The sequence below is a fragment of the Microbacterium sp. SD291 genome (assembly GCF_017355365.1).
Taxonomy (GTDB): Bacteria; Actinomycetota; Actinomycetes; order Actinomycetales; family Microbacteriaceae; genus Microbacterium.
In genome coordinates this window covers 122,460-139,349 of record NZ_JADIJR010000003.1, presented here as the reverse complement: position 1 = coordinate 139,349, position 16,890 = coordinate 122,460, and the positions used below count along the sequence as shown (strand labels likewise).

The 16,890-nt window shown below is 70.3% G+C and carries 16 protein-coding genes; 11 read left to right on the top strand and 5 right to left on the bottom strand.

Annotation, left to right across the window (positions count from 1 at the left end; all coding sequences use genetic code 11):
- Positions 1 to 27 precede the first annotated feature (27 nt).
- From IPV10_RS03160 to IPV10_RS03145, 4 genes are all read left to right on the top strand, one after another.
- On the top strand, positions 28 to 1,254 hold the full coding sequence (locus tag IPV10_RS03160) for an LLM class flavin-dependent oxidoreductase (protein WP_207480334.1): 1,227 nt from the start codon (positions 28 to 30) through the stop codon (positions 1,252 to 1,254).
- Between the two features lies 1 nt (position 1,255).
- Positions 1,256 to 1,900, top strand: a complete 645-nt coding sequence (locus IPV10_RS03155) for an FMN reductase (protein WP_207480332.1) — start codon at positions 1,256 to 1,258, stop codon at positions 1,898 to 1,900.
- A gap of 55 nt (positions 1,901 to 1,955) precedes the next feature.
- Positions 1,956 to 3,308: an FAD-binding oxidoreductase gene (locus IPV10_RS03150; RefSeq protein WP_207480330.1), complete on the top strand. Its 1,353-nt coding sequence runs from the start codon at positions 1,956 to 1,958 to the stop codon at positions 3,306 to 3,308.
- A gap of 81 nt (positions 3,309 to 3,389) precedes the next feature.
- A complete protein-coding gene (locus tag IPV10_RS03145; RefSeq protein ID WP_207480328.1) occupies positions 3,390 to 4,139 on the top strand; it encodes an SDR family oxidoreductase in 750 nt (249 codons plus the stop codon).
- A gap of 23 nt (positions 4,140 to 4,162) precedes the next feature.
- On the opposite strand, the gene IPV10_RS03140 is transcribed toward IPV10_RS03145, so the two are convergent.
- The gene (locus IPV10_RS03140) at positions 4,163 to 4,855 is read right to left on the bottom strand and encodes a response regulator (RefSeq protein WP_207480325.1); all 693 of its coding nucleotides are present in this window, start codon (positions 4,853 to 4,855) and stop codon (positions 4,163 to 4,165) included.
- The gene (locus IPV10_RS03135; RefSeq protein ID WP_207480323.1) at positions 4,852 to 6,132 is read right to left on the bottom strand and encodes an ATP-binding protein; all 1,281 of its coding nucleotides are present in this window, start codon (positions 6,130 to 6,132) and stop codon (positions 4,852 to 4,854) included. The genes IPV10_RS03140 and IPV10_RS03135 overlap by 4 nt, the downstream gene beginning before the upstream one ends.
- Positions 6,133 to 6,295: 163 nt before the next feature.
- On the opposite strand from IPV10_RS03135, the gene IPV10_RS03130 reads away from it, so the two are divergent.
- A complete protein-coding gene (locus tag IPV10_RS03130; RefSeq protein ID WP_207480321.1) occupies positions 6,296 to 7,738 on the top strand; it encodes a cation:dicarboxylate symporter family transporter in 1,443 nt (480 codons plus the stop codon).
- A 62-nt stretch (positions 7,739 to 7,800) separates the two neighbouring features.
- On the opposite strand, the gene IPV10_RS03125 is transcribed toward IPV10_RS03130, so the two are convergent.
- Entirely contained in the window at positions 7,801 to 7,980 is a 180-nt protein-coding gene (locus IPV10_RS03125; RefSeq protein WP_207480320.1) for a DUF5302 domain-containing protein, read from the bottom strand.
- 38 nt (positions 7,981 to 8,018) lie between these two features.
- On the bottom strand, positions 8,019 to 8,588 hold the full coding sequence (locus IPV10_RS03120; RefSeq protein WP_307861042.1) for a VTT domain-containing protein: 570 nt from the start codon (positions 8,586 to 8,588) through the stop codon (positions 8,019 to 8,021).
- A 154-nt stretch (positions 8,589 to 8,742) separates the two neighbouring features.
- Here IPV10_RS03120 and IPV10_RS03115 point away from each other — a divergent pair, with 154 nt between their 5' ends.
- The 6 genes from IPV10_RS03115 to IPV10_RS03090 all read left to right on the top strand — a co-directional run bounded on the left by IPV10_RS03115 (position 8,743) and on the right by IPV10_RS03090 (position 16,396).
- Complete coding sequence (locus IPV10_RS03115; protein ID WP_307861041.1) at positions 8,743 to 10,668, top strand: GDSL-type esterase/lipase family protein; 1,926 nt, start codon at positions 8,743 to 8,745, stop codon at positions 10,666 to 10,668.
- A gap of 281 nt (positions 10,669 to 10,949) precedes the next feature.
- A complete protein-coding gene (locus IPV10_RS03110; protein ID WP_207480313.1) occupies positions 10,950 to 13,226 on the top strand; it encodes a polyribonucleotide nucleotidyltransferase in 2,277 nt (758 codons plus the stop codon).
- Positions 13,227 to 13,445: 219 nt separating this feature from the next.
- Positions 13,446 to 14,474, top strand: coding sequence for an aldo/keto reductase (locus IPV10_RS03105; RefSeq protein ID WP_207480310.1), 1,029 nt, complete (start codon positions 13,446 to 13,448; stop codon positions 14,472 to 14,474).
- 79 nt (positions 14,475 to 14,553) lie between these two features.
- Positions 14,554 to 15,156, top strand: a complete 603-nt coding sequence (locus IPV10_RS03100) for a histidine phosphatase family protein (RefSeq protein ID WP_207480308.1) — start codon at positions 14,554 to 14,556, stop codon at positions 15,154 to 15,156.
- Positions 15,157 to 15,215: 59 nt separating this feature from the next.
- A complete protein-coding gene (dapB, locus tag IPV10_RS03095; protein ID WP_207480306.1) occupies positions 15,216 to 15,956 on the top strand; it encodes a 4-hydroxy-tetrahydrodipicolinate reductase in 741 nt (246 codons plus the stop codon).
- A complete protein-coding gene (locus IPV10_RS03090) occupies positions 15,956 to 16,396 on the top strand; it encodes a hypothetical protein (RefSeq protein ID WP_207480304.1) in 441 nt (146 codons plus the stop codon). Before dapB ends, IPV10_RS03090 begins: the two co-directional genes overlap by 1 nt.
- Before the next feature lie 2 nt (positions 16,397 to 16,398).
- Here the strand turns inward: IPV10_RS03090 and IPV10_RS03085 are convergent, their stop codons facing one another.
- Complete coding sequence (locus IPV10_RS03085; RefSeq protein ID WP_207480302.1) at positions 16,399 to 16,821, bottom strand: OsmC family peroxiredoxin; 423 nt, start codon at positions 16,819 to 16,821, stop codon at positions 16,399 to 16,401.
- Positions 16,822 to 16,890: the final 69 nt, after the last annotated feature.

Here is a 16,890-nt window from a genome sequence, read left to right as displayed (position 1 = left end):
CATCCGATTCGGGAGGCATGGAGAATCATGAGCGAGCAGTCAGGCGCACAGGCGATGCAGTTCGGCATCATGTCGGTCAGCGACATCACCCGCGACCCCACGACCGGCGTCACGCCGAGCGAGCAGGAGCGGATCAAGGCGACCCTCGCGATCGGGAAGCACGCGGAAGAGGTCGGCCTCGACGTGTTCGCGATCGGCGAGCACCACAACCCGCCCTTCTGGTCCTCGAGTCCTTCGACGTTCCTGGCGGCTCTGGCCGCGCAGACCGAGCGTCTCATCGTGTCCACGTCGACGACGCTGATCACGACCAACGACCCCGTGCGCATCGCCGAGGAGTACGCGATGCTGCAGCACGTCTCGGACGGCCGCATGGACCTCATGCTCGGCCGTGGCAACACCGGCCCCGTGTACCCGTGGTTCGGCAAGGACATCCGTCAGGGCCTGCCGCTGGCGATCGAGAACTACGCGCTGCTGCAGAAGCTCTGGACCGAGGACGTGGTCGACTGGGAGGGCAAGTTCCGCACTCCGCTCCAGGGATTCACCTCGACGCCCCGTCCGCTCGACGGCATCGCGCCGTTCGTGTGGCACGGATCCATCCGCACCCCGGAGATCGCCGAGCAGGCCGCGTACTACGGCGACGGCTTCTTCGCGAACAACATCTTCTGGCCGAAGGAGCACTACCAGCGCCTGATCGAGCTGTACCGCCAGCGCTTCGCTCACTACGGCCACGGCACGCCGGAGCAGGCGATCGTCGGTCTCGGCGGTCAGGTGTTCATGGCGAGCTCCTCGCAGGATGCCGTCGCGAAGTTCCGTCCGTACTTCGACAACGCACCGGTGTACGGCCACGGCCCCAGCCTCGAGGACTTCAGCGAGATGACCCCGCTCACGGTCGGCTCCCCGCAGCAGGTCATCGACCGCTACGCCGCGATGCGCGACCACTACGGCGACTACCAGCGCCAGCTGTTCCTGATCGACCACGCGGGCCTTCCGCTGAAGACCGTGCTCGAGCAGCTCGACATCCTCGGCGGCGAGGTCGTCCCGGTGCTCCGGAGGGAGCTCGCCGTCAACCGCCCTCAGACCGTTCCGGATGCGCCGACCCACGCCGCGCGCGTGCAGGCGGTGTACGGCGACGGCCCGACCCGTCAGGCACGCCCCGGGGCGAACCGCGGCGACAACCTCACCGGAGACTCGCCGTACCAGGACACTCCGGCGCCGGCCGGCGCCGCGTTCGGACTCGCAGGGAAGGGTGCCTGACATGTCGACTCGCCGCATCGCAGTGGTGTCAGCAGGACTGTCGAACCCGTCGTCCACCCGCATGCTCGCCGATCGCCTGGCCGGCGCCACGGTCAAGGCGCTCGCCGCGCAGGACATCGAGGCGGTCGTCGACGTGATCGAGCTGCGCGACCACGCGCACGCCATCACCGACAACATGCTCACCGGATTCGCGCCCGCCGCGCTGGAGACGGCCATCAACACGGTAGTCTCCGCGGACGCGCTGATCGCCGTGACGCCGATCTTCTCGACGAGCTACTCGGGGCTGTTCAAGTCGTTCATCGACGTGCTCGATCCGGACGCGCTCACGGGCAAGCCGGTGCTGATCGGCGCGAACGCGGGCACGGCGCGGCACTCGCTCGCGATCGACTACGCGATCCGTCCCCTCTTCGCCTATCTGCACGCCGAGGCGGTCTCGACGGGCGTGTTCGCCGCCTCCAGCGACTGGGGCGGTGCGGGCGACGACGTCGCTCCGCTGTCCTCGCGCGTGGAGAAGGGGGCGAGGGAGCTCGCCGACGCGATCGTCAAGCGCGGCGCCGTCACGGTCGTGGATCCGTACGACCCGGCCACCTATCTCGCCGAGGGGCGCTCGTTCGGGCACATGCTCGGCGGCCTCGCGGGGGAGTGATCCTCGGGGGCGTGACGCCATCGACAATGTCCGAGCGGCATCGTACGGTGGCGTCATGTCCCTCTCCTCTGCGCTCGACCCCGTCCGCCGCGCACTGAGCGGCGCACTCCTGCTCCCCGGAGACGACGACTTCGAGACGGCGCGGCAGCCCTGGAATCTGGCGGTGGCTCAGCATCCCGCCGCGGTGGCGAGCCCGGCCGACGTCGCCGATCTCCGCGTCCTCGTCCAGGCCGCGCGCGACTCCGGCGCCACGCTCGCAGTGCAGCCGAGCGGGCATGGCGCCTCCGGCGATCTCGCCGGCTCCGTCCTCGTCCGCATGGCGGCGTTCGACGCTCTCGACGTCGATCTCGACGCCGGCATCCTGACCGTGGGCAGCGGCGTCCGCTGGGGCGCGGTGCTGGCGGCGCTCGAGGGGACGGGATGGGCAGCGCCGTCCGGCACGAGCCCCGTCGTGAGCGTCGCGGGTTACACGCTCGGCGGAGGACACTCGTGGTTCAGCCGCACCGCCGGCCTCGGCTCCGACAACCTGCGAGCGGCGTGGGTGCTCCGCGCCGACGGCGCGCACGGGCGCGTCGACGACGACAGCGACCCCGAGCTCATGTGGGCTCTTCGCGGCGCGGGCGGCATCGTCGGCATCGTGACGGCGCTCGAGATCGATCTCGTCCGCGCCCCGGCGGTGTGGGGCGCCGGTCTCACATTCGACGTCGCGGACGCGGTCGCGGTGATCCGGGCCGTGCGCGACCTCGCGGCAGATGCACCCCCGACGCTCAACGTGTTCGCGAACTCGATGCGCATGCCCGATGCGCCGCAGCTCCCGGAGGAGATCCGCGGGCGCAGCTTCCTCACGGTGCAGGCGCTGTCGGCAGACGGGGCCGCCGAGGAGCTGATCGATCGAGTGCGCCGTGCCGGGTCGGTGCGCCGCGAGGTGTCGGGGCCGACGTCGCCGGCAGTCCTCGCCGCCGCTTCTCCGGAGCCGACGGAGCCGACCCCCGGCCGGGGTCGTTCGATGGCGCTGACGGCGCTCGACGACTCCGCGATCGCCGCCCTCATGGACTTCCGGGAGCGGCCGGAGCAGTGGCCGATCATAGGGATCGATATCCGGATGCTGGGCGGCGCCCTGGACGCGCCGCGGCGATCCGGGTTCGCGTCGCTCGAGTTCGTGGGCTGGCTGCTGCACGCTCTCGCCCCCGTCATCCCCGGAGCGCCGTCAGAGCCCGGCGATGCGAGCCTCGACGTATTCCGCGATCTCCTCGCGCCCTCCGAGGCCGCGCGGACCGTGACCACGTTCCTGGGACCTGGGCAGACCCTCGACCGCTGCGGGACGGAGGCCGAGATCTCCCGGCTCCGCGCGGTGCGCGACGAGGTCGATCCCGATGCCGTCCTGCACGAGGGGCGTCTGCCGCGCTGATCCCGTGAGCCCTCGCAGGCGAACGCGGTGCTCGTCGCGGTAGCGTCGACGAGGGCACCGCACAACCTCGGATGGAGAGCCATGGAGATCGCAGTCGCAGGCGGAACGGGCATCGCAGGCTCTGAAGTCGTGCGCGTCGCGCAGCAGCGCGGCCATCGGGTGCGGGTGCTCACCCGCGGGAACGGCGTGGACGTGCACTCGGGCGAGGGACTCGACGACGCACTCTCCGGAGCGGACACCGTGATCGACGTGCTCAGCACCTCGACGCAGAGCGCCCGCGTGTCGACCGAGTTCTTCACAGGCACGACGTCGCACCTCCTCGCCGCCGGCAGGCGGGTCGGCGTCGGGCACCACCTCGCACTCTCCATCGTCGGGGTCGACCGCGCCCCGCACGGGTACTACGCGGGCAAGCTCGCCCAGGAGCAGGCGGTGCAGTCGGGGCAGGTGCGATGGACCATCCAGCGTGCGACGCAGTTCCACGACTTCGCCTCCCAGATCTTCCGGAACGCGGCGATCGGCCCCGTTCACCCCGCCGTGCGCATGCGCACCCAGCCCGTGTCGATCGTCGAGGTGGCGACTCGCCTGGTCGACCTCGCCGAGGCTGGTCCCTCCGGGCGGGTGCCGGACATCGCAGGGCCCCGGGAGGAGCAGCTCGCGGACATGATCCGCGCGTGGGCGGAGCACATCGGCCATCGGGGGTGGATGCCGTCGCTCTCGCTCCCCGGCGCGTTCGGGCGAGCGATCCGTGACGGGAGGATCCTCCCCGGTGAGGACGCCGACCTCGGCACCGTGACGTTCGCCGACTGGCTGAACGCCCAGCCGCGCGGCTGAGCAGCCCGGCAGTGCCCCGGCCGTCAGGAGTCGCCGGCGGTCCGTATCCAGCTGTACTCGGTCTCCGGGCGCCCGCGCGCACCGTATCTCGCGCCGCGGCTGATGACCCCGTCGGACGCGAGGTGCTCGAGGTAGCGGCGGACCGCGACGCGCGACATGCCCAGCTCATCTGCGGCCTCGCTCGACGACAGCGGGCCGGCGGAGCGCAGCACCGCCGTCACCTTCGCGAGGGAGGCCGCCGAGAGCCCCTTCGGCAGCGTGATCCGTCCGGTCGTGCGGCCGAGGAGGGCGTCGATCTCGGATTGCGTCGCCTCGCCATCGGTGGAGCGCGCCTGCTCCCGATGATCGCGGTAGGCGTCCAGCCGTTCGCGGAACACCGCGAACGGGAAGGGCTTGACGAGGTACTGGAACACGCCGAGCGCCACCATCTGCCGCACCGTCTCCGCGTCCCGGACGCCGGTGATCGCGATCACGTCGACGGCCGCGGCTCTGGCGCGCAGCATCCGGAGTACGTCGATCCCCGACCCGTCCGGCATCGTGATGTCCAGCAGCACCAGGTCGAAGGCGCGCGAAGCGGGCTGGTCCAGCACCGCAGTGACGGCAGCGCGCGCGCCGGTGCACTCGCCGGCGACCTCGAACCCGTCGAGGCGTTCGAGGTAGGTGCGGTGCAGCTCCAGGGTCAGGGCGTCGTCGTCGACGATCAGGGTGCGGATCATGGCCTTCTCCGTCCGTGCGCCGAGGGGAGCGTCACCCGGAAGGTCGTCGGATCGTCGATGAGCTCCACAATTCCGCCGGCCTCCTCGACGACCGATCTCACGAGCGCGAGACCGACCCCGCGCCCCTGCGCGCCTGCGGGTTTCGTCGAGAACCCGTGGGCGAAGACCTGCTCCCGAAGCTCCGCGGGCACACCGGCTCCGCTGTCGGCGACCTCGAGCACGATCCCGCCCTCCGCGGAGGGGCGCAGCACGACCTCCACCCAGCGGTCGTCCGCAGCGCCGGCGGCATCCATCGCATTGTCGATCAGGTTGCCGAGCACCGACACGCTGTCGACGGTCGAGAGCACCGACCGGGGAGTGTCCGGTTCGATGTGCACCCGCCAGTCGATGCCGCGCTCCTTGGCCTGGGAGGCCTTGCCCAGCAGCAGCGCTCCGACGACCGGGTCGCCGTGGCGGCGTGCGGTCACCTGATCGACGAGCGACTGGCTCTGCCGCGAGGTCTCGGTGAGTATCTCGATCGCCTCGGCGGTGCGCCCGAGCTCGAGCAGCGCGACCGCGGTGTGCATGCGGTTACCGTGCTCGTGCGTCTGAGCCCGAAGCGCCTCGCCCAGCGTGCGGATGGACTCGTACGAGGAGACCGCGTCGCGCACCTGACCGGGCGGAAGGTCCCCGGCGATCCTCCTGGTGACCCGCCGCGCGATCCATGCGCCGAGCGCGCCGATCGCGACGAGCACCGCCGTGATCGCGAGGGAGAGCGGCAGCCGGCGCAGCAGCGTGTCGGCGATCGACTCGGTCGTGACGCCGGCCGCCACCCAGCCGGCCGGGGAGCCCGCCGCGTCCAGCACCGGCACGATCGTCCGGACGGAAGGCCCGAGCGTCCCGGTGAACACCTCGGTGAGCTGCTGTGCCTCGCCCGGGATCGTGCCGAGATACGTCCGGCCGATCTCCGTGCGGTCCGGGTGCGTGACGCGGACCCCGTCGACGGTCATGATCGTGACGAAGTCGAGTCCGGCCGCGTCGATCACGGCGAGGGCGAAGGGCTCGAGTGCGCGGGTCGCCGCACCCCGGTCGCCGATCTCGAGTGCGGAGAGGACACCCGGCGACCTCGCGATCGTCGCCGCCGTCGCAGCCGTGACGCGCTCGGCCTCCGCGCGCACCGCGCGCTGGGCCTCGATCGCGAGGAACCCGGCGACGAGGCCGCCGATCACCACCGAGGCGGCTATGAGGACCAGGAACACCCGGGAGGCGGCGCTGCTGCTGCGAGGCGCGAGGGTCATGTCCCGTCCCTTCGATCGCCTGAGGGCCGCGGTCATCGGTGCCGGGCAATGACCAATACGACCACAAATGGTGCCCGGGTGTGAAGTCGGCGAGCGTGGGGGAACCGAAGGCGAGGTCGCCTGCGGACATGACACGACGACGTTCATGACGAAGGAGAAGAACATGGCCATCACAACGGGATTCACGCTTCCGGGGTTCAACTGGCGGCGCGGCAAGCAGGCCTGGGACCGGCACACCTGGCTGTACGTGTCGGTGCTGATCGCGGTCGTGCTCGGCGCCGTCGTCGGGCTGGTGCTGCCCGAGGTCGGGCAGGCCTTCGAACCGCTCGGCAAGGGCTTCGTCGCCCTCATCAAGATGATGATCGCCCCCATCATCTTCTGCACCATCGTCGTCGGAGTCGGCTCGATCGCCAAGGCGGCGACGGTCGGCCGGATCGGCGGCCTGGCGATGCTGTACTTCATGGTGATGTCGACCTTCGCGCTCGCCATCGGCCTGTTCGTCGGCAACATCATCCACCCGGGTGCCGGCCTCGACATGGCCGGCGCCTCGTACGACACGTCCGCGGCAGGCGAGGCGAAGACTACGCAGGAGTTCATCCTGGGCATCATCCCGGCGACGTTCTTCTCCGCGTTCACGGGGGAGAGCGTCCTGCAGGTGCTGTTCATCGCACTGCTCGTCGGCTTCGCCCTGCAGGGGCTCGGCGATCGCGGCACGTCCATCATGGAGGCGGTCAAGCAGTTGCAGAAGCTGGTGTTCCGCATCCTCGGCATGATCCTGTGGCTCGCCCCGATCGGCGCCTTCGGCGCGATCGCCGCGGTGGTCGGCAAGACCGGCGCCGCAGCGATCTGGAGCCTCGGCATCCTGCTGATCGCGTTCTACATCACGTGCATCGCGTTCATCGTCGTCGTGCTGGGCGTGCTGCTCTACGCGGTGACGAAGGTCAACATCTTCAGCCTGATGAAGTACCTCGGGCGCGAGTACCTGCTGATCGTCGGCACCTCTTCGTCCGAGTCCGCGCTGCCGCGGCTGATCGCCAAGATGGAGCACATCGGCGTCTCGAAGCCCGTCGTCGGCATCACGGTCCCCACCGGCTACTCGTTCAACCTCGACGGCACCGCGATCTACCTGACGATGGCGTCGCTGTTCATCGCCACCGGGATGGGCCAGCCGATGTCGCTCGGCGAGCAGATCGGACTGCTGGTTTTCATGATCATCGCAAGCAAGGGCGCCGCCGGAGTCACCGGTGCGGGCCTCGCCACGCTGGCCGGCGGACTGCAGGCCTACCGGCCGGATCTCGTCGACGGCGTCGGCGTGATCGTCGGCATCGACCGGTTCATGTCCGAGGGGCGCGCGCTGACGAACTTCACCGGCAACGCGGTGGCCACGCTCCTGATCGGCACCTGGACCCGCCAGATCGATCGCGATCGAGTCACCAGCGTGCTCCGCGGCGAGCTGCCGTTCGACGAGTCGCTGCTCGACGGCGTCGACGAGCACGGCATGTCGGCCGAGCGCAGCGCCGCGGACGTGCAGGAGCTCAGCGAGTCGGCCGTCACGGAGATGTCGGAGAAGGAGCGGCGCGCGAAGACGCGTGCCGCATCGCACTGAGCCGCATGACAGGGAGATGAGGATGCGGGAGCAGGCGAACGCCTGCTCCCGCATCCGTGCGGTCAACCGCTCTTGCGTCGGAACTCGCGCCGCGTCTGCGGGGCGTGCGCGCCGTGGACGGCGGAGTCGCCGTCGAGGTGGGCTTCGCCCTGCCGGTGGTGCGCGTTCTTCTTCTCGAGCGCTTCCTTGAATTTGCGCTTCATGTCCTCTGACGAGGGGGTCGCGCCTTCTTCGGTGCTCATGTCCGCCAGCCTAGGGCACGACCCGGGCGCAGTGCCGGTCAGCTCCGCGATCTGCGTGTCAGCAGGTCGATCGCCGCTCCCAGCGCGAGGGCGACGCCGATCGAGACCAGCACGGCGACGACGGGTCCGCCGGGGAGGATCGCCGCGACGACCGCGCCGAGCGACGCCTGGTAGGCGGCCCATCCGGTGGCGGCGAGCAGGACCAGGGCGAGGTACCTCGGCGGGTGGATGCGCGACGCCCCGGCGACCAGGTTGATCGCCAGGCGCGCGAACGGCACGAACCTCGCCGTGAACAGCACCGTGGCGGCTCCTGCATCCAGCCGTCCGCCCGCCCAGGCGAGGGCCTGGCGCACACGCGGGGTGCGCATCCAGCGCCAGCGGTCGATTCCCACCGTCCTCCCGATCAGGTAGCAGGCCGCGTCACCGGCCGCTGCGGCGAGCCCGCCGCAGACGATCACCGCCCAGAGCGGCGGAGCACCCTCGGAGACCGCGATCGCACCGAGCGCCGTCACGGCGATCTCGCCGGGGATCACGACGAAGAAGGCGTCCCCGAGGACCAGCACGCTCATGACGGCCAGGGCCCAGGGGCCGGTGAGCAGATCGATCACCTCTCCAGAGTGCGCATCGGAGGTGAACGGGAACCAAAGGCGGGATAGCCGGTGACCGGCCGTCCAGCATCCGGTGAACATCTGGTGGCCTGCCCCGATTCCGGCCGGAACGGGCGATCCGGGGCGTCATCCTGGGAGCGTGAGAGTCGCGATCGTGACCGAGTCCTTCCTTCCGCACATGAACGGCGTCACAGGATCCGTACTGCAGATCCTGCGGCACCTCGAGAGCACCGGTCACGATGCCCACGTGATCGCACCCGATGCCGACGGCATCCCGCAGCGCATCGGCGGCACGACGATCGAGGCGATCCCGAGCCTGGCGCTGCCCGGCTACCGGAACGTGCGGGTGGGGACGTCCCCGGCGCATCGCGTGGCGGCATCGCTGCGCAGGTTCCGGCCCGACGTCGTGCACCTCGCCTCGCCGTTCGCCCTGGGGTGGCGCGGTGTGCTCGCCGCGGAGCGCCTCGGCGTCGCATCCGTCGCCGCGTATCAGACCGACGTCGCCGCCTACACGGAGCGCTACCGGATCCCGGCGACGACCGGCATCGCCCAGAACCACATCGCCCGGCTGCACCGCCGGGCGACGCTCACGCTCGCGCCGTCGGCCGACTCGGCGCAGCAGCTCGAGTCTCTCGGAGTCGACCGGCTGAGGCGCTGGGGGAGAGGCGTGGATGCCGAGCGCTTCCAGCCGGCCAGACGCAGCGCAGCGCTCAGGGCGCACTGGGGTGGAGACGTGGTGATCGGCTACGTCGGCCGGCTCGCACCTGAGAAGCAGGTCGAGGATCTCGCCGCGCTCCGCGACATCCCGGGTACGCGCCTGGTCATCGTCGGCGACGGGCCGAGCCGACCGCGGCTGGAGAGCCTGCTGCCCGAAGCGCTGTTCCTCGGACACCTCGACGGGCAGGAGCTCGCTGCGGCCATGGCGTCGTTCGACCTCTTCGTGCACCCGGGGGAGAGTGAGACGTTCGGGCAGACCCTGCAGGAGGCGCACGCCAGCGGCGTCCCGGTGATCGCGACGGGCCGCGGCGGCCCGCTCGATCTCGTCCGGATGGGGATCGACGGCTGGCTGTACCGGCCGGGAGACCTGGACGATCTCCGGATGCGCGTCGTGGACCTCGCGGGGGACACCCGCAAGCGCCTGGCGTTCGGGGAGGCCGGCCTCGCAGCCGTGCAGGGGCGCAGTTGGGCGAGCGTCTGCGATCAGCTCCTCGGGCACTTCGAGGAGGCTCGGTCGCTTCGCGGGGTCGACGGGATGCTGCGCGCTCGCCGCATGGTCAGGCCCGAGACGCCCGGCGCCGTCGAGGCAGGGGGCTGGCGGCGCTACGTAGCCCTCGGCGACTCGCTCACCGAGGGGCTCTGCGATCCGGCGCCGGACGGTGCTCTGCGCGGCTGGGCCGACCGCCTCGCGCTTCTGCTGGCCGCTCGGGGCGGACTGCACTACGCGAACCTCGCGATCCGCTCCAAGCGGGTGCGCGACGTGTGCGATCTCCAGGTTCCCCGCGCGCTCGCGCTCCGCCCCGACCTCGTGTCGATCCTGATCGGCGCGAACGACCTGGTGAAGCACCGTGTCGACATCCCGATGCTCGTCGCGCGCGTCGAGGACGCTGTCGTCCAGCTCCGCGGGATCGGCGCCGACGTCGTGCTGGTGACGCCGTTCCTGCCCGGCAGGCGCGCAGCATCCATCTACACCCGCCGGTTCGCCGTCTTCGCCACGGCGCTCAGCGGCGTCGCCTCCCGCACCGGCGCGATCCTGATCGACACGGACCTGCACCCGTCGCTGCGCGAGCGGCCGAACTGGGGCGAGGACCTGGTGCACCTGAGCAGTCGCGGGCATCGCTTCCTGGCGTACCGGGCGGGGGAGATGCTGGGCGTCCCGCATGCGGAGGCCCTCGGCGCCCTCGACGCGGCGTTGCACGAGCACGAGCGGATCAGTGCGGGACTGTGGTGGCGCAGGCACGCGCTGCCGTGGGTGTGGCGCCGCCTGCACGGCCGTGCAGCCGGCGACGGGCGAGTCGCGAAGCACGACGACTACGTCTACCTCGGCCGCACCCCCAGCCGCCGGGACGCCCGCGTGCGCTGACCGGCCGGCCGACCTGGCGAACAGGGAGGTCGCTGGTAGGCTGGATGAGGTCGACTGTGTCGATCCCACAATTTCATATCGACTCACGGAGTGATCGGCGGAGAAGCTGGTCCCCTGTGGTGGGTTCCTCGGCATCGGATGTCGGGTGGCTTTCCACCGGTGGCCAGCGCAGGCGACATTCGCGGGATTGCCCGCGCGCCCGAACCCCGCCGTTCCGCTCCTCTTGAACACGCTCGCGCGTCACACGGATTCGCGAGTCTAAACAAAGAAGGAGAGACCTCTTGGAAGGTCCTGAAATCACCGCCACCGAGGCCGTTCTCGACAACGGCCGCTTCGGCACCCGCACCATCCGCTTCGAGACCGGCCGCCTTGCTCAGCAGGCGCAGGGTTCCGTCGCGGCCTACCTCGACGGCGAGACCATGCTTCTCTCCGCCACCAGCGCGAGCAAGAGCCCGCGTGAGGGCTTCGACTTCTTCCCGCTGACCGTGGATGTCGAGGAGCGCTCCTACGCCGCCGGCAAGATCCCCGGCTCGTTCTTCCGTCGCGAGGGCCGTCCCTCCACCGAGGCGATCCTGGTCTGCCGTCTGATCGACCGTCCGCTGCGTCCGTCGTTCGTCGAGGGCCTGCGCAACGAGGTCCAGATCGTCATCACCGTCCTGTCGATCGCTCCGGGCGAGTACTACGACGCCCTCGCGATCAACGCGGCATCCGCCTCGACCCAGATCTCCGGTCTGCCGTTCTCCGGCCCGATCGCCGGCGTCCGCCTGGCGTTCATCCCGGGTCACGGCGAGAACGCCGACCAGTGGGTCGCGTTCCCGACCGCCGAGCAGGTCTCGGAGGCCGTGTTCGACCTCATCGTCGCAGGTCGCGTCGTGACCAAGGCCGACGGCTCCGAGGACGTCGCGATCATGATGGTCGAGGCCGAGGCGACCGAGGGCAGCTGGAACCTGATCAAGGCCGGCGCCACCAAGCCGAACGAGGACATCGTGGCCCAGGGCCTCGAGGCCTCGAAGCCGTTCATCGCGCAGCTGGTGAAGGCTCAGGCGGAGCTTGCGGCGACCTCGTCGAAGGAGCCGGGCGTCTACCCCGTCTTCCCGGCGTACAGCAGCGAGGTCTACGACTTCGTCGCCGGGCGCTCGTACGACGACCTCGTCGGCGTCTTCCAGATCGCTGACAAGAAGGAGCGCCAGAGCGCGGATGACGCGGTCAAGGACCGTGTCCGCGCCCAGCTCATCGAGGCCGTCGAGGCGGGGCACCTGCCCGCCGGCGCTCCGCTGGAGTTCTCCGCCGCGTACAAGTCGGTGACCAAGAAGATCGTCCGCGGACGCATCCTCACCGACGGCGTCCGCATCGACGGTCGCGGACTGGCGGACATCCGCCCGCTCGACGCCGAGGTGCAGGTCATCCCGCGCGTGCACGGCTCCGCGATCTTCCAGCGCGGCGAGACCCAGATCATGGGCGTCACCACGCTGAACATGCTCAAGATGGAGCAGCAGATCGACTCGCTGTCGCCCACGACGAGCAAGCGGTACATGCACCACTACAACTTCCCGCCCTACTCGACCGGTGAGACCGGCCGCGTGGGCTCGCCGAAGCGTCGCGAGATCGGGCACGGCTTCCTCGCCGAGCGCGCACTCGTGCCGGTGCTGCCGAGCCGCGAGGAGTTCCCGTACGCGATCCGTCAGGTGTCCGAGGCTCTCAGCTCCAACGGCTCCACCTCGATGGGCTCGGTCTGCGCATCGACGCTGTCGCTGCTCAACGCCGGCGTTCCGCTGCGCGCAGCCGTGGCCGGCATCGCGATGGGTCTCGTCTCCGACGAGGTCGACGGTGAGACCCGCTACGCGGCTCTGACCGACATCCTGGGTGCGGAGGACGCTCTCGGCGACATGGACTTCAAGGTCGCCGGAACCAGCGAGTTCGTCACGGCCATCCAGCTGGACACGAAGCTCGACGGCATCCCGTCGTCTGTGCTCGCGGGCGCCCTGACTCAGGCGCGCGACGCTCGTCTGACGATCCTCAACGTCCTGAACGCCGCGATCGACGCTCCCGACGAGATGGCGCCGACCGCGCCTCGCGTCATCAGCGTGCAGATCCCGGTCGACAAGATCGGCGAGCTGATCGGCCCGAAGGGCAAGACGATCAACGCGATCCAGGACGAGACCGGCGCGCAGATCTCCATCGAGGAGGACGGCACCGTCTACATCGGCGCGACCGACGGCCCCTCGGCCGAGGCCGCCCGCGCCCAGGTCAACGCGATCGCCAACCCGACCAACCCCGAGGTCGGCGAGCAGTTCCTCGGCACCGTCGTGAAGATCGCCACCTTCGGTGCGTTCGTCTCGCTGCTCCCGGGCAAGGACGGCCTGCTGCACGTCACCGAGGTGCGCAAGCTCGCCGGTGGCAAGCGCGTCGAGAACGTCGAGGACGTGCTCTCGGTCGGCCAGAAGATCCTCGTGAAGATCACGAAGATCGACGACCGCGGCAAGCTGTCGCTCGAGCCGGTCATCGACGAGGCGCCCGCCGCCGAGGCAGCTCCCGCCGAGGAAGCCGTCGCCGAGTAGGCATCACGCTCGAACCGGAACCCGGGTCCGTCCGCACAGGACGGGCCCGGGTTCCGTCGTATCCGATGTGACCAAACCGTTACGCGAAGTTTCCGCGCCGTTCCGCGGATTGGTCAGAGCACTCGCGGATGTCGCTTACCCTCGAAGTACGCACCGGGGGGTGCAGAAACAGGCAGTGACGCAGATCGGGACGAACCCGATCATCGCGGGGGTGAGGAAATGCGGTTGTTCGGCGTAGGCGCAGGAGCGTCGGCAGAGCGCGCGCAGACCGGGGCCAGCGAGCATCCGTCCGCACCCATCCCGATCGTCGGACCCGGCGTCGGAGAGAGCATCCGCGTCCCGCTCGGCGAGACCGGACTCGAGACCTTCCCGCTCATGCTCGGCGCCGCCGAATTCGGCTGGAACGTCGATCTCGAGACCAGCCACGGCATCCTCGACCGGTACGTCGAGTTCGGCGGCAACGCGATCCACACCGCAGACGGCTTCTCCGGCGGCCGCAGCGAGCACATCATCGGCCAGTGGCTGCGCTCGCGCGGCCAGCGCGACCGGACCCTTCTCAGCGTCCGCATCGGCGCGCACGCAGACAACCCCGGCCTCGGATCGGTGAATCTCGTCCGTGCCGTGGAGGGCTCGCTCACCCGGCTCGGAGTCGATCGGATCGACGTCCTGTACCTCGACGCCACCCTCGACGCCACCACCAACCTCGAAGACAGCCTCGCCACTGTGGAGTGGCTGGTCGAGGCGGGCAAGGTCGGCTCGGTGGGCGCGTTCGGGTTCGCCCCTGAGCGACTCGTCGAGGGGCGGATCCTGGCCTCGGCCGGTTACCCGCGCATCGAGGTCATCGACGCGCCATACAACCTGATCCGGCGGCAGCCGTTCGAGGGAGACCTGCGGCTGGTCGCCGGCGCGCAGAACCTCGCGGTCACCCCGTCGCACGCGCTGGAGCACGGCTTCCTCTCCGGGCGCCATCGGCGTAAGGCGGAGACGCAGCGGGGAGTGCGCGGTGATCAGCTGCGCGGGCACCTCAACCGCCGGGGGATCAAGATCCTCCGTGCGCTCGACCAGGTCGCCGCCGAACTCGTCGTGCCCGTCGCCGCCGTCTCGATCGCGTGGCTGCTCGCGCAGCGCACGATCGCCGCTCCCATCGTGAACACCTTCGCGACCGAGCACGTCGACGAGCTGATGCAGGGCGCGGGCGTCACGCTGTCGCGCACGCAGATCGCCGAGCTCACCCGCGCCGGCAACTGAGCGTCGTCACGCGCCTGTCACATACCTGTCATAGGGTGGAGTGAAGCCCGGCGGATGCTGGCGATGAAGCGAGCGAGTTGTGACGCACTACATATATCTGGTCAGACACGGTGAACATCAGGATGCCGAGCACGGCCTCGCCGACGGACCCCTCTCACCGCGGGGGCAGCGTCAGGCCGAGCTGATCGCCGACCGGCTCTCCGGGCTCCCGCTGAACGCGGTCTGGCATTCGCCGCTGCTGCGCGCGAACGAGACCGCGCGTGCGGTCGCGGCGCGCCTTCCCTCCGTCGACCCGGAGCCGACGGCGCTGCTCTTCGACTGCGTGCCCACCGGGATGACCGAAGACACCCCTGCGGCCTTCGAGCCGTTCTTCGGGTCGATCACCGAGGCCGAGATCGAGGCCGGCCGCGCCCAGATGGCCGACGCGGTGAACGAGTTCCTGGTGCGCAAGACCGGCGACGTGCACGAGGTGCTCATCACTCACAACTTCGTGATCTCCTGGTTCGTCCGCGAGGTGCTCGGCGCGCCGGAGTGGCGCTGGATGACGCTGAATCAGGCGCACTGCGGGCTCAGCGTGATCGCGCAGAAGCAGGGGCGTCCGTGGACGCTCCTGACCCACAACGACACGGGTCACCTGCCGGTCGAGCTGCGCACGGGCATCCCCGACGGCATGCCCGTCTGAGTCGCACCGACCGCCGCGCGGCGCGTCTCGGCGCTCCGCCCGCGAAATAGACTGGATGCATGACCACGCAGGTAGCCCTCGTCGGCGGGACCGGGAAGCTCGGCTCGATCATCCACGCGGTGATCGACGAACTCGACGGCTTCGAGGTGAGCAGGGTCCTCAGCTCGTCGAGCGAGATGTCAGAGCTCGACGGCGCGGAGCTCGTCGTCGACGCCACGACGCCGCAGGTCAGCATCGAAGTGGTCCGCGCCGCGATCGAACGCGGCATCAACGTGCTCGTCGCGACCTCCGGCTGGTCGGCCGAGCGCATCGCGCTCATGCGGCCGCTCGTCGAGGCCGCCGGCACCGGCGCCGTGTTCATCCCGAACTTCTCGCTCGGCTCGGTCCTCGGCTCGGCGCTGGCCGCGGCGGCCGCCCCCTTCTTCGGATCAGCCGAGATCATCGAGGCGCATCGCGAGACGAAGATCGACTCGCCGAGCGGCACCGCGGTGCGCACTGCCGAGCTGATCGCGGCCGCCCGTGCGGAGCAGGGACCGGTGAGCGCGCCGCACGCGGATCAGCGGGCACGTGGCCAGCAGGTCGGCAGCGTGCCGATCCACTCGCTGCGCCGCCCCGGCGTCGTCGCCAGGCAGGACGTCATCCTGTCAGGCCCCGGCGAGTCGCTGACGTTCACGCACGACACGATCGAGCCGGCGCTCGCCTATGCGCCCGGCATCCGGCTGGCGGTGCCCTACGCGCTGAGCGCCGAGGGCGTCGTGGTGGGGCTGGAGAACATGATCGACATCGGCATCCGCTCGTGATGTCGCGCATCGGCGTCGCCCTGATGGGCGCCGCCCTGCTGGTCTATCTCGCCGTGGTGGTCTGGCTCGCGGTGATGTTCATCGCGGTGGGCACACCGGTGTCGATCGGAATGGGCGTCGCGCTGATCGTGCTCGCACCCCTGGGGGCGTGGGCGCTGATCCGCGAGATGCAGTTCGGCTTCGCGGCCGACCGGCTCGGCCGCACGCTCGACGATGAGGGCGGGATGCCGCCGGTCGAGACGGAGCTCACACCGAGCGGCAGGATCGCGCGCGCCGATGCCGGCCCGCTGGTCTCCCGGTACACGGCGGAGGCGCATGCCGCGCCTGCGGACTGGCGCGCGCGCTATCGGCTCGGCGTCGTGCAGGATGCGGCGGGGCGTCGCAAGGACGCCCGCGCCAGCATCCGCGAGGCGATCAGCCTCGCACGCGCACGCCGCTGAGCTCAGGCGAGCGTCGCCTCGAGAGTGATCTCGATCGACAGCGCCTGCGACACGGGGCAGCCCGCCTTCGCGCCCTCAGCGAGCTCCTGGAACTTCTCCGGAGAGATGCCGGGGACGACGGCGTTCACGTTGAGGTGGCTGCCGGTGATGCCGGTACCGGGCTTGAACGTCACGGACGCGCTCGTGTTGAGGCTCTCCGGCGGAGTGCCGTTCTCGGCCAGCGCGAGAGAGAACGCCATGCTGAAGCAGGAGGCGTGCGCGGCGGCGATGAGCTCCTCAGGGGTGGTCGTGGTTTCGCTGCCCTCGCTGCGCGCCTTCCAGTTGATCGGGAAGGTGCCGAGGTTCGATGACGAGAACGCGACGGTTCCCGACCCCTCGAAGAGCGATCCGGTCCAGGTGGCTGCGGCTTCACTGGTGACAGGCATGGTTCCTCCGAGTTCTCGCGCTGCCGGTGCGCAGCGTCGCGTCCCGCCAGCCTACCGACGGCTGTGGCG